The 25,984-nt window shown below is 39.9% G+C and carries 21 protein-coding genes, 1 riboswitch and 1 other annotated feature; of the genes, 13 read left to right on the top strand and 8 right to left on the bottom strand.

Annotation, left to right across the window (positions count from 1 at the left end):
* Positions 1–65 precede the first annotated feature (65 nt).
* Together MPH60_RS22650 and MPH60_RS22655 are read right to left on the bottom strand one after the other, a co-directional pair.
* Positions 66–509, bottom strand: coding sequence for a DUF6376 family protein (locus MPH60_RS22650; protein WP_241589946.1), 444 nt, complete (start codon positions 507–509; stop codon positions 66–68).
* Positions 510–542: 33 nt separating this feature from the next.
* A complete protein-coding gene (locus MPH60_RS22655; protein ID WP_241589945.1) occupies positions 543–1,148 on the bottom strand; it encodes a protein kinase family protein in 606 nt (201 codons plus the stop codon).
* Positions 1,149–1,736: 588 nt separating this feature from the next.
* On the opposite strand from MPH60_RS22655, the gene MPH60_RS22660 reads away from it, so the two are divergent.
* Complete coding sequence (locus MPH60_RS22660) at positions 1,737–4,829, top strand: SH3 domain-containing protein (RefSeq protein ID WP_241589944.1); 3,093 nt, start codon at positions 1,737–1,739, stop codon at positions 4,827–4,829.
* A 44-nt stretch (positions 4,830–4,873) separates the two neighbouring features.
* On the opposite strand, the gene MPH60_RS22665 is transcribed toward MPH60_RS22660, so the two are convergent.
* Positions 4,874–5,308, bottom strand: coding sequence for an Rrf2 family transcriptional regulator (locus MPH60_RS22665; RefSeq protein WP_241589943.1), 435 nt, complete (start codon positions 5,306–5,308; stop codon positions 4,874–4,876).
* A 313-nt stretch (positions 5,309–5,621) separates the two neighbouring features.
* Here MPH60_RS22665 and MPH60_RS22670 point away from each other — a divergent pair, with 313 nt between their 5' ends.
* The 7 genes from MPH60_RS22670 to galE all read left to right on the top strand — a co-directional run bounded on the left by MPH60_RS22670 (position 5,622) and on the right by galE (position 15,762).
* Complete coding sequence (locus MPH60_RS22670; RefSeq protein WP_241589942.1) at positions 5,622–6,311, top strand: DsbA family protein; 690 nt, start codon at positions 5,622–5,624, stop codon at positions 6,309–6,311.
* 2 nt (positions 6,312–6,313) lie between these two features.
* Positions 6,314–6,724 carry a disulfide oxidoreductase gene (locus MPH60_RS22675; RefSeq protein ID WP_241589941.1) on the top strand — a complete coding sequence of 137 codons (411 nt, stop codon included), beginning with the start codon at positions 6,314–6,316 and terminating at the stop codon, positions 6,722–6,724.
* Between the two features lie 465 nt (positions 6,725–7,189).
* On the top strand, positions 7,190–7,831 hold the full coding sequence (locus MPH60_RS22680; protein WP_241589940.1) for an NAD(P)-dependent oxidoreductase: 642 nt from the start codon (positions 7,190–7,192) through the stop codon (positions 7,829–7,831).
* A gap of 205 nt (positions 7,832–8,036) precedes the next feature.
* Positions 8,037–9,779 carry a phospho-sugar mutase gene (locus tag MPH60_RS22685; RefSeq protein ID WP_241589939.1) on the top strand — a complete coding sequence of 581 codons (1,743 nt, stop codon included), beginning with the start codon at positions 8,037–8,039 and terminating at the stop codon, positions 9,777–9,779.
* A 268-nt stretch (positions 9,780–10,047) separates the two neighbouring features.
* On the top strand, positions 10,048–10,935 hold the full coding sequence (gene galU / locus MPH60_RS22690) for a UTP--glucose-1-phosphate uridylyltransferase GalU (RefSeq protein ID WP_241589938.1): 888 nt from the start codon (positions 10,048–10,050) through the stop codon (positions 10,933–10,935).
* A gap of 154 nt (positions 10,936–11,089) precedes the next feature.
* Positions 11,090–14,692 (top strand): CDP-glycerol glycerophosphotransferase family protein, encoded by a 3,603-nt coding sequence (locus tag MPH60_RS22695; RefSeq protein ID WP_241615865.1) that lies wholly within the window; start codon positions 11,090–11,092, stop codon positions 14,690–14,692.
* A 98-nt stretch (positions 14,693–14,790) separates the two neighbouring features.
* A complete protein-coding gene (gene galE / locus MPH60_RS22700; protein ID WP_241592070.1) occupies positions 14,791–15,762 on the top strand; it encodes a UDP-glucose 4-epimerase GalE in 972 nt (323 codons plus the stop codon).
* A 421-nt stretch (positions 15,763–16,183) separates the two neighbouring features.
* On the opposite strand, the gene MPH60_RS22705 is transcribed toward galE, so the two are convergent.
* Positions 16,184–17,008, bottom strand: a complete 825-nt coding sequence (locus MPH60_RS22705; protein ID WP_241592068.1) for a hypothetical protein — start codon at positions 17,006–17,008, stop codon at positions 16,184–16,186.
* A 63-nt stretch (positions 17,009–17,071) separates the two neighbouring features.
* Positions 17,072–17,301: a binding site (T-box leader), on the bottom strand.
* 140 nt (positions 17,302–17,441) lie between these two features.
* Here MPH60_RS22705 and MPH60_RS22710 point away from each other — a divergent pair.
* Positions 17,442–18,332 (top strand): PhzF family phenazine biosynthesis protein, encoded by an 891-nt coding sequence (locus MPH60_RS22710; RefSeq protein ID WP_241592066.1) that lies wholly within the window; start codon positions 17,442–17,444, stop codon positions 18,330–18,332.
* Between the two features lie 198 nt (positions 18,333–18,530).
* Here the strand turns inward: MPH60_RS22710 and MPH60_RS22715 are convergent, their stop codons facing one another.
* Together MPH60_RS22715 and MPH60_RS22720 are read right to left on the bottom strand one after the other, a co-directional pair.
* Positions 18,531–19,250: a pentapeptide repeat-containing protein gene (locus MPH60_RS22715; RefSeq protein WP_241592064.1), complete on the bottom strand. Its 720-nt coding sequence runs from the start codon at positions 19,248–19,250 to the stop codon at positions 18,531–18,533.
* Between the two features lie 16 nt (positions 19,251–19,266).
* Complete coding sequence (locus MPH60_RS22720) at positions 19,267–19,545, bottom strand: PadR family transcriptional regulator (protein ID WP_405390675.1); 279 nt, start codon at positions 19,543–19,545, stop codon at positions 19,267–19,269.
* Between the two features lie 423 nt (positions 19,546–19,968).
* Here MPH60_RS22720 and MPH60_RS22725 point away from each other — a divergent pair, with 423 nt between their 5' ends.
* From MPH60_RS22725 to MPH60_RS22735, 3 genes are all read left to right on the top strand, one after another.
* Positions 19,969–20,589, top strand: coding sequence for a class I SAM-dependent methyltransferase (locus MPH60_RS22725; protein WP_241592061.1), 621 nt, complete (start codon positions 19,969–19,971; stop codon positions 20,587–20,589).
* Positions 20,590–20,980: 391 nt separating this feature from the next.
* Entirely contained in the window at positions 20,981–21,685 is a 705-nt protein-coding gene (locus MPH60_RS22730; RefSeq protein WP_241592116.1) for a class I SAM-dependent methyltransferase, read from the top strand.
* A gap of 415 nt (positions 21,686–22,100) precedes the next feature.
* Positions 22,101–22,934, top strand: a complete 834-nt coding sequence (locus MPH60_RS22735) for an STAS domain-containing protein (protein WP_241592060.1) — start codon at positions 22,101–22,103, stop codon at positions 22,932–22,934.
* 147 nt (positions 22,935–23,081) lie between these two features.
* On the opposite strand, the gene MPH60_RS22740 is transcribed toward MPH60_RS22735, so the two are convergent.
* Entirely contained in the window at positions 23,082–23,738 is a 657-nt protein-coding gene (locus MPH60_RS22740) for a potassium channel family protein (protein WP_241592058.1), read from the bottom strand.
* Between the two features lie 23 nt (positions 23,739–23,761).
* Positions 23,762–25,099, bottom strand: a complete 1,338-nt coding sequence (locus tag MPH60_RS22745) for a TrkH family potassium uptake protein (protein WP_241615866.1) — start codon at positions 25,097–25,099, stop codon at positions 23,762–23,764.
* Between the two features lie 169 nt (positions 25,100–25,268).
* Positions 25,269–25,411: riboswitch (cyclic di-AMP (ydaO/yuaA leader) on the bottom strand.
* A 332-nt stretch (positions 25,412–25,743) separates the two neighbouring features.
* Between MPH60_RS22745 and MPH60_RS22750 the strand changes: the two genes are divergently transcribed.
* On the top strand, positions 25,744–25,935 hold the full coding sequence (locus MPH60_RS22750; protein WP_076370632.1) for a hypothetical protein: 192 nt from the start codon (positions 25,744–25,746) through the stop codon (positions 25,933–25,935).
* The last annotated feature ends 49 nt before the right edge of the window (positions 25,936–25,984 follow it).

The following is a 25,984-nucleotide window of genomic DNA, read 5'->3' on the forward strand; positions in this document are numbered from 1 at the left end:
AAAACCTTTTGGTTTCATGTCAATAATTTGTTTCAAGTGATTCCTTTTTATTCATTACAGAATGCTTAATTGCCCAACTCTTCTATTTGTTTTGCCAATCCTGTTATATTATCGATTGATTTCATTATCTCTGAATCTTCCAATGCCTTAGGATCAATTTGGCCATTCTCAATATTATTCAGATATAATTCAATGCCATCCGAAAGCTGTTGATTTGAGCTGACGATCTTCTCATGGATGCCTTCAGCGATTTGTGGTGGTTCAGTGGCATTGAATTCTTCAATCTCCGTTTTCATCAATACCAATTCTTTTTCAAGATTTGCTCTTGCTTCGTCATTCGTGACGGCGTCTTGTGACAATGCGGGCACTTCATTGGAAAAATCCTTAACGGTATTTACATACTCCGTCGCATTATCTGCATACTCCAATGATGAATTGACTTCTTCTAAAGCTGAGCATCCGGTTAATGTCAGGATGGACAGTAGAGCAATGGTCATTATTTTTTTCATATGTGCCTCCAATGTGATTTTTTATAGTATGGATCAGATGGGCAGAAATCTCTTTTTATAAATCGCTGCAATGGAATTCAGTATGAAGCTGGGGATCTTCTTCGGAAAAAATGACTTCGAATAAAAAAGGTGAAATGCACTTTTCAAGTCGTGCCACTGATTGCAGGATTTCACTTGCTTAAACCTTGCAACATCAATGATCTTCACCTTTTTTTCAGAAGTGATGAAGATGTTACGTAAATGGATATCCGAAGGATTCAATCCCTCTTTCCTTGCCAATTGCAGGGCATGGTCTATCTCCGCAATGTTTTCTTCCGTTATCGGAATTCCCAATGTTAAACATTCAAAAAGGGTGTTGCCTTCAATGTGATCTATAACCAGGTAATTTACTCCCGCATCATATAGGGTTGGATAGTATTCGATGGATTGGACGGTTTTGTATATTTCAGCTTCAACTTTAGCTGTGTGTGTATGATCCGGGAAAAACACTTTTAGTGCCTTATTGGTGGAATGTATTCGGAATACATATGCGCTTCGGCCTTTTCCGATCAGTGATAAAGATGGGGCGGCATCAAGCAATATATGCTTTTTATCATCGGAAATCTTAACGCTTTGAGCTAATTCATTATAGTTCTGCATACTTTTCACCTCTATTGTGCGATTTTTCGAATCAAAAAAGACGGTATAACCGATTAGTGGTTATACCGTCTTTTAAAATGTAAAAGACCTCACCAAATAATCGGCAAGGTCTTGCAAACAACTAAAATCAGTTGCCAATAAAGCCGAGGATTCAATCCTGTACTGACGACTTTATTGTATAGCTACTCCCCTTAACAGAAGGATTCTTATAAGTTATATACAGTAATTATATAGGGTATTGCCTCGATCCGTCAAATATAAGGATCGTGTGCTTACCCTTTATATATATTCGATTCAGTCAGAAAGATGCTCGTCTCATTAGTATTAATTTGAGGACGAATTAATTATATCAATATACTTTATAGTCATCATTTGCTTGTCGCAAAAGCATCATTGCAAATATTTCTATAAAATTACTTAAATGTCTATTAGTTTACTATTTTGTTACAATCGCTTTTATCTCCCTATAGATCTAATGGAATATGTTATATTTTAGACGAATGAGTATATTTGCCTATATTATTATACTAATATTAACCGATATTTAAATAAATGTTAAAAATATAATTCTTTAGTAGGGAGAACGAGATGAAGAAATTAATAATACCAACTTTCTGTTTTGCAGTGTTGTCTACGGTTGCTTTCGAAGAAAAAATATCTGCAGCTCCACTACATGCGGAACAGGCCAATATTGAAGACGTCATGTTTGTGCAGGTAAATTCCGGATCGCTCAATATGAGAAAAACCGGGGCGGAAGGTGCCAGCATAGTTGCAAAGCTGGCAAATGGCACACAGGTGACGGTGTATTCGGAATCCGAAGGCTGGGCGAAGATCAAAGCCAATGGAAAAGAAGGATATGTCAGTACCAAGTATTTATCGGCAACGAAGCCAGGGACTTTAACGAAAACTGCAGTAACCATTAAAACGACAACGAAATATGTGAATGTGAGCACAAATTCACTTAATATGCGAAAAAGCGGGAGTGATAGTGCCAGCATAGTCGCAAAGCTGACAAGGGGCGCACAGGTGACGGTGTATTCGGAATCCAAAGGCTGGGCGAAGGTCAAAGCCAATGGAAAAGAAGGATATGTCAGTACCAAGTATCTATCGGCAACGAAGCCTGGAGCGGTAAAAAAAGCTGCGGCGACCGTTAAAACGACTACGAAATATGTGAATGTGAGCACAGGTTCCCTTAATATGCGAAAAAACGGGAGTGATAGTGCCAGCATAGTCGCAAAGCTGACAAGAGGCACACAGGTAACGGTGTATTCGGAATCCAAAGGCTGGGCGAAAATCAAAGCCAATGGAAAGGATGGATATGTCAGCACGAAGTATCTATCGGCAACGAAGCCTGGAACAGTGACTAAAGCTGCGGCAACGGTTAAAACGACAACGAAATATGTGAATGTGAGTAATGGTTCACTTAATATGCGAAAAAGTGGAAAATCTACTGCAAGCATTGTTGCCATACTTTCAAAAGGGACGAAAGTGACGGTGTATTCCGACTCCAATGGATGGGCGAAAATCAAGGCCAATGGAAAGGATGGATATGTCAGCACCAAATATTTGTCTGCTTCAAAGCCAGGGTCGGGATCAACGGCAGCCACACCTGAAAAAACGACGACGAAATATGTAAATGTGAGCACGGGTTCACTCAATATGCGAAAAAGTGGAAAAGCTACCGCAAGCATAGTCGCCGTACTTTCAAAAGGGACGAAAGTGACGGTCTATTCGGAATCCAATGGATGGGCGAAAGTCAAAGCGAATGGAAAGGACGGATACGTCAGCACCAAATATCTATCTGCTTCAAAGCCAGGATCGGGATCGTCGGCCGTAACGCCTGAAAAAACGACGACGAAATATGTAAACGTAAGCTCTGGAACACTCAATATGAGAAAAAGCGGCTCGGAAAGCGCGAGCATAGTCGCAAAGCTTTCAAAAGGAACGAAAGTGACGGTCTATTCGGAATCCAAAGGTTGGGCCAAGATCAAAGCAAATGGAAAAGACGGGCATGTCAGTGCCGAATATCTATCGACAACGAAACCATCAACGGCCGTAACGCCTGAAAAAACGACGACGAAATACGTAAACGTAAGCTCTGGAACGCTCAATATGAGAAAAAGCGGCTCGGAAAGCGCGAGCATAGTCGCAAAGCTGTCAAGAGGAACTGAAGTGACGGTGTATTCGGAATCCAAAGGTTGGGCAAAAATCAAGGCAAATGGGAAGGAAGGGTATGTCAGTACTGACTTTCTTTCGACGACCAAGCCTGAAACGGACTCCAAACCATCCATACCTGAAAAAACGACAACGAAATATGTAAATGTGAGCACGGGTTCACTGAATATGCGGAATAAGCCGTCAGAAAGTGCTTCCGTCATTGTGAAATTGGCAAGGGGTGTAGAGGTAGAAGTCATCTCGGAATCAAATGGCTGGTCAAAAGTTAAAGCGTATGGCGGAGAGGGTTATGTCAATACGCAATACCTATCAGCAACGAAGCCTGGTCCTTTACCGGGGCTGAATCCAGACGAAGAAGGAAACACGTCAGTTAAATATGTAAATGTGAATGATGGCTCCAGTCTGAATATGCGGTCTGCTGCATCAGCTACCGCTTCAATTTTAGCCAAGCTTGTAAACAATACGGCAGTAACGGTTTATTCAGAGTCTAATGGCTGGTCAAGAGTCACGGCGAATGGAAAAACGGGATATGTCAGTACGCAATATTTAACGGTCAAAGCACCGGAAGGTCCGGGAAGTTCGAACGGATCGATAATCAGGATTGATAAAGAGTATGATCTTACGATGGAAAAGATGGTTGATATTCAAATGGCCGTAAATGGTCAAACGGATAAAAAGTATAAAACCTACATACGTGAAGATGGGTTAACTTTAACCAATTCAACAAAAGGTACGGTTAAAGGAACCGGATGGCGTGTCAGGGGCGGAGCAGGTTCTAATTATTGGGTAGTCGGTCCTGTCAGCAATAATCAATCATTGAATATTAAATCGAAAGTAAAGGGCTCAGATGGATACTATTGGTATGAGGTGGACTATAACAAGACATGGGTAAATGCCAGTCCGGAAGATATAGAATATAATCTTAACCCAAATAATTTTGTGAATGATCCAATCCATTCATTCCAGTTCGTCAAGCTCTCCCAAGTCACCAACATGAACGTTTCAGAAGTGAATAATCGAATCCTTTCAGGCAAAGGGATTTTACAAGGCCAAGCTGCAACCTTCACTGCGGCAGGGGAAAAATATGGAGTCAATGAAATCTACCTGATTTCACATGCCTTGCTGGAGACCGGGAATGGCACTTCCCCGTTAGCGACTGGCGTAAAGGTGAACGGGAAAACGGTCTATAATATGTATGGAGTGGGAGCATATGACGGAACGGCACTAAGCAGCGGCGCTCAATACGCCTATAATGCAGGCTGGTTCACTCCAGAAGCGGCCATCATCGGCGGTGCAGAATTCATCGCCAAAGGATATATCTCTGCTGGACAGGATACGCTTTACAAAATGAGATGGAATCCTACAGCTGCTGAAAAATATGGATATGCATCACATCAGTATGCCACTGATATTGGTTGGGCAACAAAACAAGTGAAACAGATTTATAATTTGTATAGTTTACTAGATTCCTATAAATTGACGATTGAAGTTCCTAAGTATAAATAAGAAAACAGGAAAAAACACATGAGACCGACTCATGTGTTTTTTTGCTAATTAGTTTTATCCTTTTCCAGAATACCTCTGACGACATCCTCAATCGTCACCACTCCCAATGCCTTTTCCAAGGCAAGTTCAGCAACTGAAAAGATAGGCTCTATTGTATCTTGTATATTTCTTCCAACAGTGCATGCTGGATTAGGATTTTCATGGATTCCAAATAATTCTTTATCGGAGACAACGTTGACAGCCTGATAAACTTCGAGCAAAGTGATATCCGATAATTCCTTGGCCAATGTCGCTCCTGCGATACCCGGCCGGACATTCACTAAACCTGCATTCTTCAGCATGCCGGTGATTTTTCTGATTAAGGCTGGGTTGGTGTTTACACTTTTTGCAATGAAATCAGAAGTGTTAACGCCTTCTTTGTTTATTTCTAAAAGAGATAATATATGGATCCCTACGGAAAAGCGGGTACTGATGGACATCTCTTTTTTCTCTCCTTTTAAATCTCAATTCTTATATAGTATAAATTAATTAACGTGTAATTCAAGTGGTTACAAGTTATAATGGCCTGCAAGAATAATATTTATCCATTAACCGTTTCCTTGTCAAGTCATGCCGTTTCTGCAAAGGCAAAAATAAAAGGTATGTGTAATTGACAAACCAGCATGGTGAATCTTATATTATAACGTGTAAATGAATCAGTTACAGGTGAAAGGTGCAGGAAGGGGGAACTGAAATCGGCCGCTATGGCTGGATAAGGAATATCGACACAACAACAAGTGATGGAGGTATATGATGGCTAATAAAAAAAAGGGTAATCAAAAACAATCTTCTGCATTCACGTTTTGGATCATCGGGTTAATCGCTGTAATCATTATTGGCTTTATATTTTTGGCAAATGGAAAGGGCGAAGATACAGCCGTTAATGAAATCGATTATAAAGCACAGCCTTATTTGGGAGAAAAATCGGCTCCTGTCCAAATAGTGGAATTTGGGGATTATAAATGTCCTGTCTGTAAGACATTCGAGGAGCAATTCTTTCCTTCTATACAAAGTGAATTGATTGATACAGGAAAAGCGCAATTTTATTTCATGAATTATTCGTTCATTAACGTCGATTCAACCAGATCCGCTAAATTCGCGGAAAGTGTTTATCAGGAATTAGGTAATGATACCTTTTGGAAATTTCATGAGCTTTTGTACGATAAGCAGCCAGCTGACCTGAAATATGAAAAGGAAGATGTCTTTACGGACAAATTCTTAGAAGAAACATTGAAAGAAATCGCAAATGACAAAGATGTGAAAAAGGTCGTTACCTCTTTTAAAGATGAAAAGTCCGAGGACCAATGGAACAAGGATATGGAGCTGGCCGACGAATTGGGCGTTACTGGAACACCTTCCTTATTTGTCAATGGCAAGAAGTTTGAAGGAAATACAATCGATGATTTAGTGAAAATGGTTGATGATGCAGCGAAGGAGAAATAGTGATGAGCAAGCCACTATTATTTTCTTGGATCCTGTCCATCATCGCCACTGCTGGAAGTCTCTACTTTAGTGAGATTCTCCATTATGTACCCTGTACCTTTTGTTGGTATCAAAGGATCTTAATGTACCCGCTCGTTATTTTATTAGGCCGTGCCTTTTATGAGCAAGACTTGAAAATCTATCGATACATCCTCCCATTATCGATTTTGGGCATGTTGGTGTCAGGGTATCACTATAGTCTGCAAAAAATTCCAGCACTGCAGCATTTCGAAATGTGCCAAAGCGGTGTTCCCTGCTCAGGTGAGTATATAAATTGGCTAGGATTCATCACGATCCCGTTTTTGGCCTTTATCGCTTTTACGCTCATCACAATCTGCATGGCACTGCTAATGAAAAAGAAAAAAAGCATGTAATTAAGAGGCGGCGCACCATTCTAAAAGGAATGGTGCCTTTTTATATATCTCCGAAAATTGCAATATATCGACGAAGATCCGGTTATATCTCCGAAATCTGCAATATATCGACGAAAATCCGGTTATATCTCCGAAAAACTCCAATATATCGACGAAGATCCGGTTATATCTCCGAAATCTGCAATATATCGACTGAAAATCCGGATATATCTCCGAAATCTGCAATATATCGACTGAAAATCCGGATATATCTCCGAAATCTGCAATATATCTCCGAAAAACCGGTTATATCTCCGAAAATTGCAATATATCTCCGAAAAACCGGATATATCTCCGGAAAACTCCAATATATCTACGAAACTCCCCAAAATATTATGTTGACAAGATGGTAACCTGTAACTTATATTATTACATGTAATCATTAAAGTTACAATTAAAACTAACAAGATATAGGAGGAATTTAAAATGAAAATCGGTATTATTGGTGCGAGCGGGAAAGCTGGAAGTCTGATTTTAAAAGAAGCATTGACTAGGGGACATGAAGTTACGGCCATTGTCAGGGATGAAGCAAAAGTCCAAATTCAAGGAGCATCCGTACTGGAAAAAGACGTATTTGATCTGAAAGCAGAGGACATTAAAGTATTCGATGTGGTAGTGAATGCCTTTGGAGCTGCTCCGGGGAAAGAACACCTGCATGTCGATGCAGGAAAAATCCTGATTGACGCAATGAAAGGGGCGCCTCAAACTAGACTGATCGTTGTTGGCGGAGCTGGAAGCCTTTTCGTTGACGAGGCAAAAACGATCCGTGTACTGGATACGCCTGAGTTCCCGAAGGAATACTTTGCAACAGCCTTTAATCAATCCAAGAACCTTGGGGATCTGCAAAATGCGACTGGCATCCAATGGACGTTCATCAGTCCTTCCGCCTTCTTTGATCCGCAAGGAAATAGAACAGGCGGGTATAAACTGGGTAAAGATAACCTTCTTGTAAATTCAAAGGGTGAAAGCTATGTAAGTTATGCCGATTTTGCCCTTGCAGTACTTGATGAAATTGAAATTCCAAAGCACATCAACCAACGCTTTACCGTTGTTGCCGAAGCTGAATAATTAAGTGGACGTCAATCCTTGTGGTGACGTCCTTTTTTCGACCTATTATGTACAACGAATTTTTGCCAAAAATGTTGACTGATGCCCATTTTTTGCAGATAATATAGCATGAAAGTCCTATAGAGGCTTTTTTTATTAATTTCTATTGTTAGATTTTAGTAGAAACATCTAGAATTACCAACACGGAAAGAAGGACTATGCGAAGATGAATTGGAAATGTTCTTACGACTCATGGGTGAATTTTGAAGCCCTTGATAATGAAATGAAATCATTACTTAACGAGATGCAAGATGATGAAAAAAATATAGAAGATGCGTTTTATAAGAACTTGGAATTCGGCACAGGCGGTATGCGCGGGGAAATTGGGGCAGGTACGAATCGGATGAATCTATATACAGTCCGTAAAGCGACATTGGGATTAGCCCATTATCTGCAATCGATGGGTGATGAAGCAAAACGCAGAGGTGTCGCGATTGCCTACGATTCACGTTTTAAATCGCCTGAATTTGCCTTGGAAGCAGCCAAGACCCTGGCTACAGAAGGAATCAAGGCTTATCTATTCGATGAGTTAAGACCAACGCCGGAGTTATCGTTTGCTGTTCGTGAACTGAATGCATATGCTGGGATCGTTATTACAGCAAGTCACAATCCTCCTGAATATAATGGCTATAAAGTGTACGGGCCAGATGGTGCACAGCTTCCTCCGGCAACGGCTGATGTAGTGATTGAATTCGTGAACGCGATTGAAAACGAACTTGCCATTTCGGTAAAAGATGAAGAGACATTGAAAGCGCAAGGCCTCATTGAGATTGTCGGAGAGGAAATCGATACCGCCTATAATGATAAATTGCTTACTGTGCCCGAAAACAAAGATTTAAGTGAAGAAGTGGATGTGACAGTTGTATTCTCACCGCTTCATGGCACGGCAAATAAGTCTGTCAGGCGTGCTTTACAAGATCTGGGATACGACAAGGTACACGTTGTAAAAGAGCAGGAATTGCCTGATCCCAATTTTTCGACAGTACAATCCCCGAACCCGGAAGAGCATGCAGCTTTTGAAATGGCCATTGAATTAGGAAATGAAGTATCGGCAGACCTTTTGATCGCAACAGATCCGGATGCAGATCGGCTCGGTATCGCCGTTAAAAATAAAGATGGCGAATATGTGGTGCTTACAGGTAATCAGACAGGTGCACTAATATTGGATTATCTTTTAAAAGAAAAGAAAGCGAAAGGCACTTTACCTCCCAATGGAGTTGTCTTAAAAACGATAGTAACTTCAGAAATCGGGCGCAGAATCGCTAAGGAATATGGTTTAGGGACCGTTGATGTATTAACGGGTTTTAAATTCATCGCTGAAAAGATCAATGAATATGAGGATAGCGGCAAGCATACCTTCTTATTCGGATATGAGGAAAGTTATGGCTATTTAATCAAGGATTTTGCCCGTGATAAAGACGCGATCCAAGCGGCCGTTCTCGCTGTGGAGGTTTGTGCCCACTATAAAAAACAGGGCATGGATCTATATGAAGGATTGCTTAGCATCTTTGAAAAGTACGGGTATTATCTGGAGGGACTACAGTCATTGACCTTAAAGGGGATAGAAGGCGCCGGCCAGATTCAAGGGATACTGAATCAGTTCCGTGAGGCTCCTCCAAAGAAAATTGCCGGAAAAGCCGTAACGATGCAGGAGGATTATCAAAGCGGTGTGAAGCTGACTGTAGGCACCAATAAGGAAGTAGTCATTGATTTACCTAAATCAAATGTAATTAAGTACTTCCTTGAGGATGGAACATGGGTATGCTTGCGGCCATCTGGTACAGAGCCTAAAATCAAATTCTATTTTGGGATCCAAAGTGAAACGATGGAAGAGGCCGAGTTGAAATTGAAGCAGGTCATGAATGCTTTCATGGAAAATATTCATGGTATGATCAATAGTGCTAAATGAATAATTCTAATTCTTTGGACCTACGAGCCATATAATTAAGAAAAATAAGGCCTTTTCCTGAAATATCGGGGAAAGGTCTTATTTATTTCAATAAGAAAGCGGGTTATTGCATTACTTGGAAGTTTAATTTATGGATGCGTTTACAAATGAAGGAATTTTTTCTGTTAAGATATTTACAAAAAACGAGTCTATGTTACTATAAAAAGGATGATTTAGAAAAAAATTGGGTTTTTTGTAGATTTATCTTAATATGAAGGAGTTACAAAGGATGAAAAAAGTTAAAAAGGCCATTATACCTGCAGCGGGATTGGGCACTAGATTCTTGCCCGCGACGAAGGCTATGCCTAAAGAAATGCTGCCAATAGTCGATAAACCAACTATACAATATATTATAGAAGAAGCCGTGAAAGCGGGAATTGAAGATATAATCATTGTCACAGGAAAGAATAAACGAGCGATAGAAGATCATTTTGATAATGCTTACGAACTAGAGAATAATTTGAGTGAAAAAGGGAAATTCGATTTATTGGAGAAGGTGCGATACCCATCCAATTTAGCTAATATCCATTACATTAGGCAAAAAGAACCGAGAGGCCTCGGACATGCTGTTTGGTGTGCCCGTAACTTTATTGGTGATGAGCCATTTGCCGTCCTTTTAGGCGATGATATCGTGGAAAGCGATGTCCCTTCACTACGTCAATTAATCAACGAATATGATGCTACAGGTTCGTCCATCATTGGAGTGCAGCCGGTAAATGAGAGCGAAACGCATAGGTATGGCATCATTGACCCGCTTACGCAAGAAGGCAGAAGATACGAAGTGAACCGTTTCGTCGAAAAACCAAAACAAGGAACGGCACCATCCAATCTAGCCATCATGGGAAGATACATACTGACTCCGGAAATATTCGATTTCCTGGCCAAGCAGGAAACAGGGGCTGGCGGTGAAATCCAGTTAACCGATGCTATCCAAAAACTGAATGAAATCCAAAAAGTCTTCGCTTACGATTTTGAAGGAAGACGCTTTGATGTCGGTGTTGTAGATGGTTTTGTGAAAACGACAATTGAATTTGCCCTGCAACGTCCAGATTTAAGAGACGACATAATAAAAGTAATGGAAAATATCCTCGAAATGCATAAGGCAGTGGACAAATAAACGTTTACTGCCATTCATAATCTTTTAATTTAATGTAGCAACCATCTTTACAAAATCTCCAACTATTGATCATTCATAGTTGTTATTTTTGGTTAATGAAAAGCAAATAATTTTGAATGGTGAATTTAAATCGATAAAAGGGGATGCCTATTTAGTGAATAAGAAGGTAATAAAAAGAAAAGTTGATTTCCTTAAACATCCTATCGCCAATTTTCTATTAAAGGAAAATCATCAACGCGTAAATAGATATGCAAAGTATTATGAGAAATTAACCGTGCAAAAAAACACAATTTTATATGAGAGTCGTGATGGAAACAGTATGACTGACAGTCCATACGCGATGTTTAAATATATGCTGGAGAATCAGGACTATCATGATTTCATGCACATTTGGTCCATCCAGGACTTCAGTGTCCTCTCAGGTGTAATAGCGAAGTATAAGGATATGCCGAATGTTCAATTCGTTCAGCGTAATTCAAAGGAATATTTAAAATGGCTGGCAACTAGTGAGTATTTAATCAATAACTCCACATTCCAGTCTTTCTTCATCCCTAAAAGCGATCAAATTTACATCAATACCTGGCATGGAACGCCCCTTAAGAATATGGGCTTTGATATACCGGGTAATCCTTCGGCCTCTCAAAACGTTGTGAGGAACTTCTTGGGTGCAGATTACATTTTGAGCCCTAATGCCCATACTACCAACATTTTTACACAAAGCTATAAGTTAAATGGATTGTATAAAGGTGAAATTATAGAAGAAGGATATCCGAGGATCGATTTGACGCTGAATACGGATCCGGGGGAGTATAAGGATTATCTAAGAACGCTAGGTTTGAAAATCAGTGATGCCAAGGAAAATATTTTATATGCCCCGACTTGGAAGGGGACGAACCTTGCCAAAGTTGATAATGACCTTCTCCAAATCATTGCCGATATGAATGATTTACAAAGTCAAATCGGTGAACAATATAATCTATTTATTAAGGTACATCCATTTCTATATAAAGAAGCGGCCAAGCATTCGGATATCAAGGATGTGCTAATACCTGACTATGTGGATACAAATGAATTGCTTGCTGCAGTTGATTTGCTTATCACGGACTATTCCAGCATCTTCTTTGATTACCTTGTTACCGATAAGCCCATTCTGTTTTACACATGGGATACGGACGTTTATGCTGAGCAAAGGGGACAATATCTCCAAAATGACGAACTTCCGGGACCAATGCTTTTTAACTCAAAAGAATTGGCACTGGCCATTAAAGATATTAAAAATGTGAAATTGAGATATTCCGATAAGTATAAAAAAATGCAGGAAAAATTCACGAACCATGAGGATGGAAAAGTAACAGAGAGAATAGTCAAAAATATTTTCAATAAGTCTACGAAACAACTGAACACAATTACTCGCCTGGATTCCGCAAAGGAAAAAATATTGATCTATCCGGGTGGATTGAGGGATAACGGAATTACATCCTCTTTCCTAAACTTAATGAATAATATAGATTATGATAAATATGATGTCAGCTGTTTTACTGCCACTCCTCACTCGCACGAGGTTTTGAAAAATATGGCCAAGGTTAATAAGAATGTACGTTTTCTATTCAAACCTGGCTTGCCTGTGTATAAATTTATGGAAGTCTACAAAGATAAATTCATCCATAACAGAGGGGAAAGAGGTTTCTTAGGGAAGAAGCTTTACCCGGAAAATGCCTATATTAGGGAGCATGCACGTTTATTCGGTAAAACGAAGTTTGATTTTGTTATCGATTTTAGCGGTTATAGTCATTATTGGGCTAAATATCTGCTGGCGGCAGATGCAAAAAAGAAAGTTTGTTATATGCATAATGATTTGCTTTCTGATAGTGAGCGTATCATTAATGGAAAGAGACCTCACCGTATTAATCTAAGAGGGATTTTTTCGGTATACAATCGATTTGATAAACTGGTGAGTGTTTCTGAGGGAACGATGGAATTAAACCGAAAGAATCTATTGGAGTATGCAGACTTCGATAAATTCGATTATGTAATGAATTCTATCAACCCGGATAAAATCCTTCAAATCGAGTCAAATGAACCTGAAGTTACCGAAAATGATGAAAAGGCACTGATCACAGAAAACTTCAAAGCAAGGGCGATATTAAACGATGTCAAGGATAATCATGTTTGGAATACTCTTCCGGGAATTTCGAATGCCATCCAATTTCCACTGGAAGAACGTTTTAAAGGTGCTGAAATCGTGATTTCGAGAAAAGCCCATGCCGATCAAAAGACATTTTACAAATTCAGTCATGACAATCAAATAATAGGGTGGATTAGTGAAGAAGCTGTGGAGCTGTTGCCAGACAGCATCATTTATGAAAAAGAAGTGGATAAAATTGCAAGGTTAGTAAGACCTCGATCGAACTATATTTGGTCCTTGCCGTATAAAGTCGAAGGAACGTACAAAGTTTCCGGCAGTCATGATTTTAAAGGAATCATTGTAAAAGTCGATAGGGAAGCAAAAACCCAGCATTCGATTTATAGCAGAATATCTGTAAAAAACAAGATAATAGGCTGGATAGATAATTCAGCTTTATCCATGCTTGAACATTGTACAATCAATGGAGACATGAGTCTTAATGACAAGCTGCAAATCATGATGAAAAGAAAGTATATACTATCCAGAAACTATAAAAACAATAAAAAGTTCATTGATAAGATTGAGAATAGAACGTTGAAAGAAATAAATACCGGTAATCAGAAGTACGGAAAAATAACGAACCCGGAAGACCATACAATCTGGACGAAGGCATATCCGAATTACAAGGCTAAAAGAGTGAGCAAGGCAATCGATTTTGAAGGGCAAATCGTCAGAATCATAAAGTATAACAGAACCAACAAAGGCGGCTATTACCTATTCGAAATCGATAATAAGAAAATTGGCTGGTTAAATACGGGGGCATTCGAAATCATAGAAGAGCCAGTCCTGTTAAAAGAACGGGAAGTGCGTGGCACTGCCGAAATTAACTTAGGCGACTATAATATTTGGGATAAGCCTTATGGATTGCAGGATGCCATGGTCTTGGAAAATGGGCCAACCTTTAATGGGCGGATTGTGGAATTCGATAAAGAAGCGGTTACTCAACTTGGTACTTATGCCCATATATTGTTGGACGGGATATCTATAGGCTGGATCGATAAACAGGCGTTAAATGTACAAGTGGTACATGGATTGGAAGTGAATGATCAGTTCGTTCCATATCCTGATAAAAGTGATTTTAACTTTGTCAATATGGGAAGATTATCTCCTGAAAAAGGTCAAGATAATTTGATTCGTGCTTTCGCAGGCTTTCATGAGAAACATAAAAATAGTAAACTGTATATTTTAGGACAAGGACCTTTAAAGGAAGATTTGCAGGCAATCATTGATGAGCTGGACTTAAATCATTCCATTCATCTTTTAGGCCAGCTTGAAAATCCATTTTCGTTCATGGAAAAATGTGACTGCTTCGTGCTTTCCTCACATTATGAAGGGCAGCCTATGGTATTATTGGAGGCAATGACTTTAGGAATGAAAATCATGGCTACTGATATAGTGGCTAACCGAACCGTTCTGGAAAACGGTAAATATGGTTTACTTGTCGAAAATAGCATAGATGGACTGGAAAAGGGCTTATCAACTATGATTAGTAATGATAATCCTGAACTAGCGAAGTTTGATTACACGCAATATAATGGGTTGGCCATGGAAACTTTCAATAAATGCCTATAAAATGAGGGAGATTCTAATAATTAGAGGAGCCTCACATATATAGGTTGCGAGATTTGGCAATGATTCATTTTAGCTTAAAGTAAAAGGAGAAATTCTATATGATTTTGGTCGTTGGCGGTGCAGGATATATTGGCAGTCATCTTGTAAAAGAGTTAGTGAATACTGAAGAGGTTGTCATTCTGGATAATCTCTCAACCGGTTTTCGTTCGCTGGTCGATTCGAAGGCCATCTTGGTGGAAGGGAATTTAGGGGACGAAGCGGTCTTGAATGATATATTCCTTAAGTATCCCATTAAAGCGGTTATGCACTTTGCTGCAAATAGCTTGGTTGGGGAGTCTGTCCAAGATCCTTATAAATACTATGAAAATAATGTAGGTGCCACTCTTACATTGTTGAATACGATGCTAAAGCATGATGTTAAGAATTTCATCTTTTCATCAACGGCAGCTACGTACGGGATACCGAATGTTGATATGATTGATGAAGATCAGCCAACCAATCCGATTAATCCATATGGCCGCTCGAAATTGATGGTAGAGCAGATCTTAGGGGACTTTGCAAATGCATATGGACTTCATTATGTCGTCTTGCGTTATTTTAATGCGGCTGGAGCACATGCGTCGGCAGAAATCGGTGAAAGTCATGATCCGGAAACACACCTGATTCCGATTATTTTACAGCATTTATTAGGGCAACGTGAGAAGATCTCCGTGTTTGGAACGGACTATGACACAGGAGATGGCACTTGCATTCGTGACTATATCCATGTAACGGATTTAGCCCAAGCTCATATAATCGCCCTTCAAGCCCTATTATCCGGGAAGAAGGATACGGCCACCTACAATCTTGGGAATGGAAAAGGATTTTCAGTTAAGGATGTAATCGACACTTGTGAAAAAGTCACAGGAGTGAAACCGACCATAGAGTATGCAGACCGTCGCCCTGGAGATCCAGCACGTCTGGTTGCTTCGGCAAATAAGATATATGAAGAGCTTGGATGGAAAGCATCGATAGATTTGGAAGAAATCATTGAAAGTGCGTGGAAATGGCATAAATCTCAAATGAATTAATGGTCACTTGGGACTCGATAGTCGTATCAGACTGTAGACAAACTCGAAGGAATACGAGTTTGCCTGCAGTTTTTTTATATAAAGATATTCTACGTGATTTTTACTATGTTATATGAAATGAAAAACTCAATGGATTGAAGAAATTTGCGACACTCCTGCCGATTTACTGGCTAGCCGAGACCCCACAGACGCTTGCTTTGATGCGGCTTGGCAGACAGTCTGCGGAAAGGGAGGTGATTTCTGAAATCAACTGCAACTTCCAGGTTATTTTAAAATCATGGGCCGCAGTCATTGGACCTAGCCGACACAATATTCGGCCGTAGCCGGCAGTCATTCGGCCGTAGCCGGCAGTCATTCGACCTAGCCGGCATTATATTCGACCTACCCGTACATTATTTGACGTTGATGAATTTTTTTCATTCTAAGCTTGCAATGCTTTCTGGATTGATTTTTTCATGGCTTTTACAAAATTCTGGCGTGTGTCATCGGTTAATTCCAACAGGGAAAGGTACGGATTTAAATCTTCCAGTTCTACTAATAAAAGTTCACCTTGCTCATTCCGGCAGGCATCAACACGTTGGATGCCCCAATCAAGATTGTTCCATTCAATAAATCGTTTAGCAAAAGCCAGGTCTGCTTCAGTAGGTGCATATTCTTTTAATTCCCATCTTTTCTCTTTATCAGGCGCATAAAGAGCGTACTGAAACTCCTTATCGATAAAATAAAAAGAGACTTCATAGTCAAAGTTGATAAATGGCTGTACCAATGTGTTTTTTGATTCTGCATCCATTTTATCTACCAATTCTTCTTTCGTGGCAAATTCCAATCCGATGGAATCCGCCCCATCTTTCGGCTTCACTATATACGTTTCTACATTGGGAAGTTTATTTAAAGATTCAAGTGTATCAATGGTCGGAATGACAGGGAATTGGGCATTCGTCAGTTCAATTAGGTATTCTTTCCCGTTCATATCAGCCTTTCCAACAAATGAATTGTACGTTTTCAGATAACCAGCAGCCACTCTATTACGGAATGCTAAATACTTATCTTTAAAATTGGCTACTGGACCGGCATTTCGAAAGACGATCAAGTCAAAATCCTCTTCAAACGTTTCAATGTCTTCAGGATGGCAAAGTACTAACTGAAAATCTTCTCTAAGCTTCGAAGTTAGGAACAAATCCTCCTCATAATAATTTCTTCCTTTTGCTTCATAGTATAAATCCGTTACGAATAATAGTGTCTGCATGACTCCTGCACCTGCTCTCCCGTTATTTTCATTGATTAGGTTAAAACAAAAAATCCCGTCTCATTAAGAGACGAGATTAGAACTAGCGGCACCACTCTTGTTTAATAAAATGCTTACGAACGCACATTAATGCGTTATCCCAATTAACGGGGGAAACCGGTAAAGCTTACTAAAGGTTCGGCTTTACTTCTCGGGGATGATCTTCGGTCAGATTCTGGACACTGGCTTTCAGCAAAGCACCAGCTCTCTTTGGAACAGAACGATAACGTACTCCTTCCCTTCATGGAATTTTACATTTGATGAATTTGAGTAATTGTACAATAGTCAGAAAATAAAATCAATGGTTGTTTCACTTAGTATAGGACGAAAAAGGGATATGGATCGTGATATAGAATTACTATTCAAGAGATTCATTTAATAGGAGATGTTAGATTTGAAAATGGTAAGGGTTTTTCATTACGATGCGTTTAGCAGTAAACCGAATAAAGGAAATCCGGCAGGTGTCGTTTTGGATGCTGATGGACTGACCGAAAAGGAAATGCAGGATATAGCACTTAAAGTGGGGTTCAATGAAACCTCTTTTCCGATGGAATCCGATATTGCCGATCTTAGAATCCGGTATTTTACACCGGGACATGAAATGAATCTTTGCGGACACGCGACAATGGCTACCATTCATGCACTGAAGACCAGGGGATTATTGGATAAAGATGACCTGATGATTGAAACAGGAGCGGGAATATTGCCAATCAAGATCCAAACGACGGAGGATCAAGATATATATATTACGATGAAGCAGGCCGCGCCGCAGTTTGAAGCGTTTAGCGGAGATAAAGGCGGATTGGCCAGTTCCCTGGGACTTGATATAGAAGATTTGGAAAATGAATTACCTATTGTTTATGGAAGTACAGGCTTATGGACTTTACTGGTTCCGGTAAAAGAACGCGATTCATTCAAAAGGATGAAGGCGAACAATAAACTGTTTCCGCAATTATTAAAGGAAATGCCAAGAGCTTCTGTTCATCCCTTTTGCCTGGAAACGTATGATAGTGATGCCCATATGCATGTCCGGCATTTTTCCTCGCCATTTTCAGGTACGCTTGAAGATCCTGTTACGGGAACGGCTTCAGGTGTAATGGGCGCTTACTATGCAAAATACATAAAGGGTGGTCTTGAAGATGAGGTGCACCTGTTAATCGAACAGGGACATGAAATCGGAAGGGATGGCAGAGTTCGCGTTACGGCTACCAAAAACGATGACACATACGATATTGAAATCACCGGTAATGCTGTCTACGTTAAAGAATTTGAATTAGAGATCTAAAGGTTCATGCAGAGGAGGATGGGAGGTTGAATGATAAGCATATAAAAACCCTGTGCTAAGACGTTTCATGTCTTAGCACAGGGTTCTTGATGAATCATTCTCATGCTCATTCCTTTTAAAACGACCGCCAGTCAGAAACACGGACGCGCAAATGATTGAGGTTGGATACTTACAATCGCTGTCGGTAAGTTCATTCCTTTAGATGATGGTCACACCGCTAAGATCAACCTTTGCTCCATGTAAAAAGTTGTAAGTGAGTTTATCCATCGAAGCTCCAGTAAAGTCGATTTTCTTTAAATCGGACATCCGAAATTGAACATTGATGAGTGTGGCATCGCGAAATGATGCCTTTCTCAATGAAGAACTCTCAAAAATGGTTTGTTTGAATGTTTCCCCATCAAATATAAGACCAGATAAATTACAGCCTTTAAAATGGGTTTTATTATAAACGCAGTTCTTGAAAGTTACTCCTTTTAAATTTGCACTTTTAAATAAGGTGCTGGTTAAATTGGCGTTTTCAAAGATGCAATTATTTAAATTAGTGCTTTTAAATGTGCTTTTCGTCAGGTCGGAATGGCTGAAATCAGAACGGCTTAAATCGCAGGAATTAAATTTTCCATCATGGACCGAAACCGAGCGGAAGTCGGAATCCACTAAGCGTTGCCTGGAATAGTCCATGCTTATCGCCTGCTCAAGCACATTGTATTGCAGATTAAGTGATTCCATTAGCTCTGATACTTCCCCAATCGAATCCACAGTCAGCTTATACGCTTCCTGCTCACTGGCACCATTCCTTCTATGGTCATTGTATTTTTCCAGTAAGTTTTGCAGCAGTTCTTCTTCCAATTCCTTTGCTGTTTTTGCACTTTTGTACGGGGCAAAAATGCTATGAACATGTGCATTCAATTTTTCAATCACATTTCATCTTCCTTTCTTACAAGAGGCGCTCAAGTATTCGCTTGGCCTGCTCCCAGTCATTTTTATTTTGGATATATGTGTCTTCCCCGATCTGGGTGAGTTTGTAATATTTCCTTCTCCCGCCTTGTGTGGCATCTCCCCAATAAGAGACGATGCATCCGTCCTTTTCCAGTCGTTTTAAGCTGGAATACATCGTTGCTTCCTTAATTTCATATTTCTCATTGGATTTCGTATATATCAGTTTGCTGATTTCATAACCATATTTATCGCCACTTTGCAGGAGTTTTAGAATCATCGTATCTACATGTCCGCGAAGCAAGTCAGAGGATAGTTGTCGTTGAACCAAATCCTCACCTCCTTTGGTATACCTTATAGTATATTACTATGACAATCAAGGTAATTTAGTTACTATGAATCGTGCATGTTTTGTTCTTTATGAAAGGCTATTTTCCCATACTTTGTTGCTATTTACCAAGTAAAGCGGTGTGGTTGATTTCCTCTCCCGCAGGAGTCTCGCACTTGCGCTCCAATCAACCTTAAATCGTTTTGTTTTAAAAACAACATCTTTACGAAAAGAGCCTTATGAAAAGAAACATGTCCAATTTCGTGTATCAATGCGGCGCATACTTTTTTAATTGTCCTAATTTGCAACATATAATATCCGCTTGGAAGGGATTTATCGTGCTTCATAGAAGAAGTATGTATGGGGGTGGGGATGTTGAACAATTCGTGGAATAAAGTGATTTATAAATTTTGGTCGCCAATTTATGACAAAATCTTCAACTCTCATCTCTTTTTAGATGCCAGGAAAAGAATGTTTGAAGAGATGCATTTTCATGATCATGCAAAGGTTCTGTTTGTAGGCGTAGGTACGGGGGCTGATTTGGAGCTGGTCAAGAACTTTAACCTTGAGATAACGGCGATAGACCTGTCAGCTGATATGTTAAAAAAAGCGATGGGGAAATTTGATGATGCATCGATCAATTTTCTCGAGATGGATGCACAACATATGGAATTCGATAATGAATCATTTGACTATATAGTAGGAAGTTTGGTTCTTTCCGTCGTACCAGATGCCAATGAATGCCTTCGGGAAATGATAAGAGTTTTAAAAGAGGATGGAAAATTAATACTATTCGACAAGTTTATTTCTAAAAATCAAGTGCTTTCACTGCCCAAAAAGCTTCTGAGGCCCATCATTCGATTTTTAGGAACGGATATAGGCTTGAGGTTTGAGGACTTGTTCAGTAGTCATGTTAAGAATATGAAAATTGAAGAAGATCGACCGATCATGCTGAATGGAATGTATAGAAAGATAGTCATCAGTAAACGGATGTGAAAGGAGTGGCAGGGGGAAGTTTCAGAAGTGGATTGGGAGTAGGATTCAAAGACATTGGATACATCATAGGGCTGAGTTTTGTTGTTTGGAAGCATAACCTGATTTGCTGTAAAGAGAATGTAATATTTGACATGCTTATATAAAACCCATGTCCTTTCTAACATGGATAATGAGCCGATCATCGGGTTATTAAGTAAGAATGTAACATACTATCAGAAGGCTGTTCGAACGCATCTTTGATACCTTTAAATTCCAGTGATCATCATATAATCAACAAGTCCAATTGTGTCTGAACGTCCTATGTCACGCTTTTTTGATGCGGCTGTTACATAGGCAAAGGCCGAAATCAGTATAATTAAATGGTGGGATAAAATGGGGAGAGGTGATGGTATTGTCGGAGACGATTACAACCTATGAAGATTTATTGAATATGCTGGACTCGTTATTACGTGAGCCAACTGCATTCTGGAATGATTTTTATGAAGACCGTGAAAAGGGGGTCCCCTTTTTCGAAAATTTCCCTGATGAGAATTTGGTTGCATATTTTGATGGTGGGTTAATCCGGCCAGGAAAGGTTCTTGAGCTTGGGTGCGGACCTGGAAGAAATGCCATTTACCTTGCTCAAAAGGGCTGTTCCGTTGATGCGGTGGATCTTTCGAAGGAAGCACTGGAATGGGGAAAAGAACGAGCGGCAGAAAAGAAAGTGCACGTGAACTTCATTCAAAGGAATATATTTGATTTGGATATTGAGGAAGGGCAATATGACTTCGTCTTTGATTCAGGTTGTTTTCACCATATTGCTCCACATCGAAGGATCAATTATTTGGAGATGGTGAAAAAGGCGTTAAGGCCTAAGGGATTTTATTCGATTACTTGTTTTGTCGAGGGCGGCATATTGGGTGGTGCCGATCTTTCAGATTGGGAAGTATATAGGCAAAGAAGCCTTAAAGGCGGATTAGGTTTTACGGAAGAAAAACTTAGAATGATCTTCAAGGATTTTGAAGTGGTGGAAATACGGAAAATGAGGAAAATGGAACAATCGGATGAAACCTTTGGGATTCAAGGTTTATGGACGGCCTTATTTATGAACAAGTAATTCTTATAGGATGGGCGAAATGGTGATGAACGGAGGATCTGGGAGCAGGTCCTTTTTCGTTATAAGAAAAGGGGGGGATTTGTTAACGAAATATAAAAATGGTAAACTATAATAATAAAATGCTTTTTGGGTGAACGCAGATTTATCAGAATATTAGATGTAGGTTCTTGCAGATTTTTTTTGAAAAACAGTGTTTGTATGGTTTCAAAAACGGCTGGGAAGGTATATGGAAAGAGGGGACCAATGGGCATCAGATCATAAGATTTTAAGTATGGAAGAGGTTATCTTCGATGCTTACTTTGATGATATTTCAATAACCTGACAATGCTGATTTCTGTAATTGGCTGCATAGGATTTATTGATTACTGAGACCAATTGGAATGCTATTTTATAAAAAAAATAGGTGGAGAAACTTATGCACAGAAATAAAGAACTATATTCCTTTTTATTGGGTGTGGCAGGACAATTAACTGAGGATTGGTACGCAACATTGAATAAGAACGATAAGGCGGGGGTTTATAGCTCAACCGATCCCAAAGTGATTAAAAAGCTTAAGCAGCAAAATAATGAATTCCATTTACGTTTCTTTCAGGTCTTTGTTACAGAGGAGAGTGAATTCTTTAAGCGGCTTGGTGATTGGATTGAAGATATCGGTCAGGATGAGCAGCATTTAAATACACCCATCTATTTTATATTGAGGGAGTTCTTTCGAACGCAAGAGCAATACCTGGATTATATTGACCGGTTTGTGGGATTGCATGGAGATAAATATACGCAGGAGGAAATAAATTCCTGGTATCGGATAGTGGTGAAGGTGTTCAGCGAAGTGATGGAGAGGTTTACGGAAGCGAATCATAGGTATGCTAATAAAATCATGAAAGCCCAACAGGCAACGATCGATGAATTGAGCACGCCCATCATTTCCCTTAAAGATCATACGGCGTTACTTCCCCTTATAGGCGATATTGATACAGCGAGGGGCATGTCCTTGCTTGAAAACACATTACAAAAGTGTGCAGAAAAAAATGTCACCAGGCTTTTCGTTGACCTCTCGGGCGTTCATGCAATAGATAGTGGATCCGCACACCAGCTGTCACAATTGATTGAATCCTTACATTTGATCGGAATTCAAACAACCCTTTCAGGACTTCGGCCGGAAATAGCCATGACTGCCGTTAAGCTTCAACTGCCTTTTGATAAAGTGACGATAAAGTCCACTCTTGCCCAAGCGATCAGTACGATAAAATAATACATAACATACATATCCAGGGCATTGGAATGCTCGTTATAAATTTCATCGAGAAGACCTCCATATGGCGGTCTTCTCGCATGTATAGGTGATGCTGCATTCAAAATGGGTACCGGGCTCCATGTAGCAAGAGCCGGAACCTCCCGGTTATTCAATATTGGCAAAGAAGGCTAGATCTACTTTATTGCCAACCACTAAAAGCATATCTTTTTCATGGATATCCTGATCCGGTGAGGGTGCTATGATAATTTCCCCATTACTCACGATGGCAATGACGCTGATATTATATTTTGCCCGTAAATCAAGCTCCCTGAGGCTTTTTCCCTTCATGCTCATGGGGAGGATGATTTCCTCGATATTGTATTCTTTGGAGAGCTCTATATAGTTCAGCATGTTAGGGGAAAGGAGCTGATTCGCGACCCGTTCCCCCATATCCCTCTCAGGATAGATGACCCAGTCGGCACCGATCTTAGTGAGCACCTGACCGTGATTTTTATTAAGGGCTTTGGCAATGACCTTTTCGACCCCAAGCTCTTTTAAAAGCAAGGTAGTTAAAATGCTGGATTGCATGTCATTTCCGATGGCTACGATGACACAATCGAAATTACGGATTCCGATTGATTTCAATGTCTCTTCTTCAGTCGTATCCGCCATGACCGCATGGGTAACGCTCAGTTCCGCACTCTCGACTCTTTCTTCATTGACATCAATACCCAATACCTCTTGGCCGGCCGTATATAATCTATGTGCCACGCTGGTTCCGAATCTGCCTAAGCCGATCACGGCATATTGTCGTTTTCCCATCCTGTACACTCCTTCATTTATGATTAGCCAATCATGATTTTCCCTTTTGGCCGGCGGAACGGATCTGGTTTGCGCCTCATGGCGATAGCAAAGGCCAAAGTCAAAGGACCCACCCGGCCTGCAAACATCGTAAAAATGATGAGCATCCGGCCAACCGGTGATAATTCCGGGGTCAAGCCCATTGAAAGTCCCACTGTGGCGAATGCTGAAGTGGCTTCAAACAAAATCATCAAGAAATCAGTTCCGCTTTCAGTGATGGTCAGCAGAATGGAGATGATTGAAACCATGGATACGCCAATGAATGTAACGGATAATGCTTTAAAGATCGTTTCACTCACAATGCGGTGCCGGAATAATACCACATCACCCTTTCCTTTAATCTGTGACCAAACCGTTCCAACAAGCGTTGCTAATGTAGTCGTTTTAATCCCGCCGCCAGTCGATCCGGGTGAAGCCCCGACGAACATCAGAAAAATGATGAGCAGTAATGTTGGCTGAGTTAAATCAGGGATATTCAGCGTATTGGAGCCTGCCGTCCTTGGTGATACCGATTGAAATAATGATGACAGCGTTTTACCCATGAGAGATAAAGGCTGCAATGTCTTGGCATTGCCGAACTCGAATAAAAAGATTAAAATTGCACCGGCAATCGTAAGGGTCAAGCTAGTCGCCAGAACAATCTTCGTATGTACGGATAAACGATGGGTATTCCGATATTCGTATAGTTCATTCATCACGATAAAACCTATTCCGCCAAACGTGATGAGGAAGGCGACGGTAAGGGTTACGAATGGATCAGATACATAAGGAGTCAAACTCCTGAATTCCCCCATTAAATCAAAGCCGGCATTATTGAAATTCGATATGGAATGAAATACCCCGTAATAGATTGCTTTGCCGATTGGCATGTCAAAAGAAAAGCGAATCGATAAAATAAGGGCGCCAATGCCCTCAATGATGGCTGTGAAAATTAAAAGCCGCTTCACTAATCTGACTACACCTGCCATGGATAGGTTATTTAAGGATTCCTGCAAGAGTAACCTGCCTTTTAAAGAAATCTTTTTGCCTAAAAGGAAAAAGAAAAACGTCGCAAATGACATGAACCCTAAGCCGCCTATCTGAATCAGTGTTAAGATGACCAACTCACCAAAAGTGGTGAAGGTCGATCCCGTATCCACTACGACCAGCCCTGTTACACAAGTAGCGGAGGTTGCGGTGAATAAAGCATCAAGAAAAGAAAGACCATTCCCACTTTCAGTAGAAATCGGCAGGGTCAATATATAGGACCCGATAAGTATCAGGATGGCAAACCCGAGTACAAGGATTTTTGGCGGATCCAACAAATTTTTTGCTTTTATCAAATTGATCATCCCTACCTATAAAAAAATTGTGTAAAACTGTATGATATTTTAATCATCAATCTGATATCAGAATCTTTTTAAAGGCATAATAAAAAGACCAGCGAAAACAACGAACAGTTATTTTGCCACAAAAAGCGTGCAAAAAAACTCCCGAAATAGGCGGTCTTATGACCTCCTTCGCTTTAGCCGACGAAGTTAGCTGACGGGTAGGATGGCGAAAGAGCTGATCTCATCCCTTCTGCAAGGCAGAATTAACCCCAATTGATTGGGTCCTCCGTACTCAATTCCCTTGAGTTTAGGCCGAAATGCATTAAATTGATAAACGTATTCTACTCCCATCATTTAGCAGTTGTAAACCCCTAAATCGCAAAAAAATATTTCTTTAACAAGACTGAAAATTTACGATTCATTTACATTTTAAAAACGTATTGACAAATATTAGTTAGCACATTATGATAGGTTCGATTAATCCGATTATGATAAATGGCATCGATGTACTTTATTCAATACTTTTAAGCAAAACACGCTATTTGCCAATCAAAATTTGTAATAGATATATTATGTTTCTTTTGTAAATGATAAAGAAAAAAGCATTGCATTCGTATTTAAAAATTCAATACATTTTATTAAAAAGGCGGGCAATTATGGAGAAGACGTTCAATAGATATGTTATTAATGCTACAGGCAAGGGTGGCCAGACATATTTAACACAATGCCAGGATAAAGATGCACTAAGGAAATGGATAGCCGATCATGAGGATCAAATCATCATGGATGAGTTAAGGATAACGGATAAGAAAAAGAATCCGTTTTTAAAATTGTTTTCCCTAAGGTAAATCAACCAAATCCCCAACATCATTAGCGGTATTCAATTATAAAATCCCT

Origin of the sequence: Peribacillus sp. Aquil_B1 (assembly GCF_022603275.1) — a bacterium.
Taxonomy (GTDB): Bacteria; Bacillota; Bacilli; order Bacillales; family DSM-1321; genus Peribacillus.

Bases quoted from the DNA above. Each gene is read 5' to 3' on its own strand.
- MPH60_RS22650 (WP_241589946.1), bottom strand. From the start codon at position 509: ATGAAAAAAATAATGACCATTGCTCTACTGTCCATCCTGACATTAACC.
- MPH60_RS22655 (WP_241589945.1), bottom strand. From the start codon at position 1,148: ATGCAGAACTATAATGAATTAGCTCAAAGCGTTAAGATTTCCGATGAT.
- MPH60_RS22660 (WP_241589944.1), top strand. From the start codon at position 1,737: ATGAAGAAATTAATAATACCAACTTTCTGTTTTGCAGTGTTGTCTACG.
- MPH60_RS22665 (WP_241589943.1), bottom strand. From the start codon at position 5,308: ATGTCCATCAGTACCCGCTTTTCCGTAGGGATCCATATATTATCTCTT.
- MPH60_RS22670 (WP_241589942.1), top strand. From the start codon at position 5,622: ATGGCTAATAAAAAAAAGGGTAATCAAAAACAATCTTCTGCATTCACG.
- MPH60_RS22675 (WP_241589941.1), top strand. From the start codon at position 6,314: ATGAGCAAGCCACTATTATTTTCTTGGATCCTGTCCATCATCGCCACT.
- MPH60_RS22680 (WP_241589940.1), top strand. From the start codon at position 7,190: ATGAAAATCGGTATTATTGGTGCGAGCGGGAAAGCTGGAAGTCTGATT.
- MPH60_RS22685 (WP_241589939.1), top strand. From the start codon at position 8,037: ATGAATTGGAAATGTTCTTACGACTCATGGGTGAATTTTGAAGCCCTT.
- galU (WP_241589938.1), top strand. From the start codon at position 10,048: ATGAAAAAAGTTAAAAAGGCCATTATACCTGCAGCGGGATTGGGCACT.
- galE (WP_241592070.1), top strand. From the start codon at position 14,791: ATGATTTTGGTCGTTGGCGGTGCAGGATATATTGGCAGTCATCTTGTA.
- MPH60_RS22705 (WP_241592068.1), bottom strand. From the start codon at position 17,008: ATGCAGACACTATTATTCGTAACGGATTTATACTATGAAGCAAAAGGA.
- MPH60_RS22720 (WP_405390675.1), bottom strand. From the start codon at position 19,545: ATGATTCTAAAACTCCTGCAAAGTGGCGATAAATATGGTTATGAAATC.
- MPH60_RS22735 (WP_241592060.1), top strand. From the start codon at position 22,101: ATGCACAGAAATAAAGAACTATATTCCTTTTTATTGGGTGTGGCAGGA.
- MPH60_RS22740 (WP_241592058.1), bottom strand. From the start codon at position 23,738: ATGGGAAAACGACAATATGCCGTGATCGGCTTAGGCAGATTCGGAACC.
- MPH60_RS22750 (WP_076370632.1), top strand. From the start codon at position 25,744: ATGGAGAAGACGTTCAATAGATATGTTATTAATGCTACAGGCAAGGGT.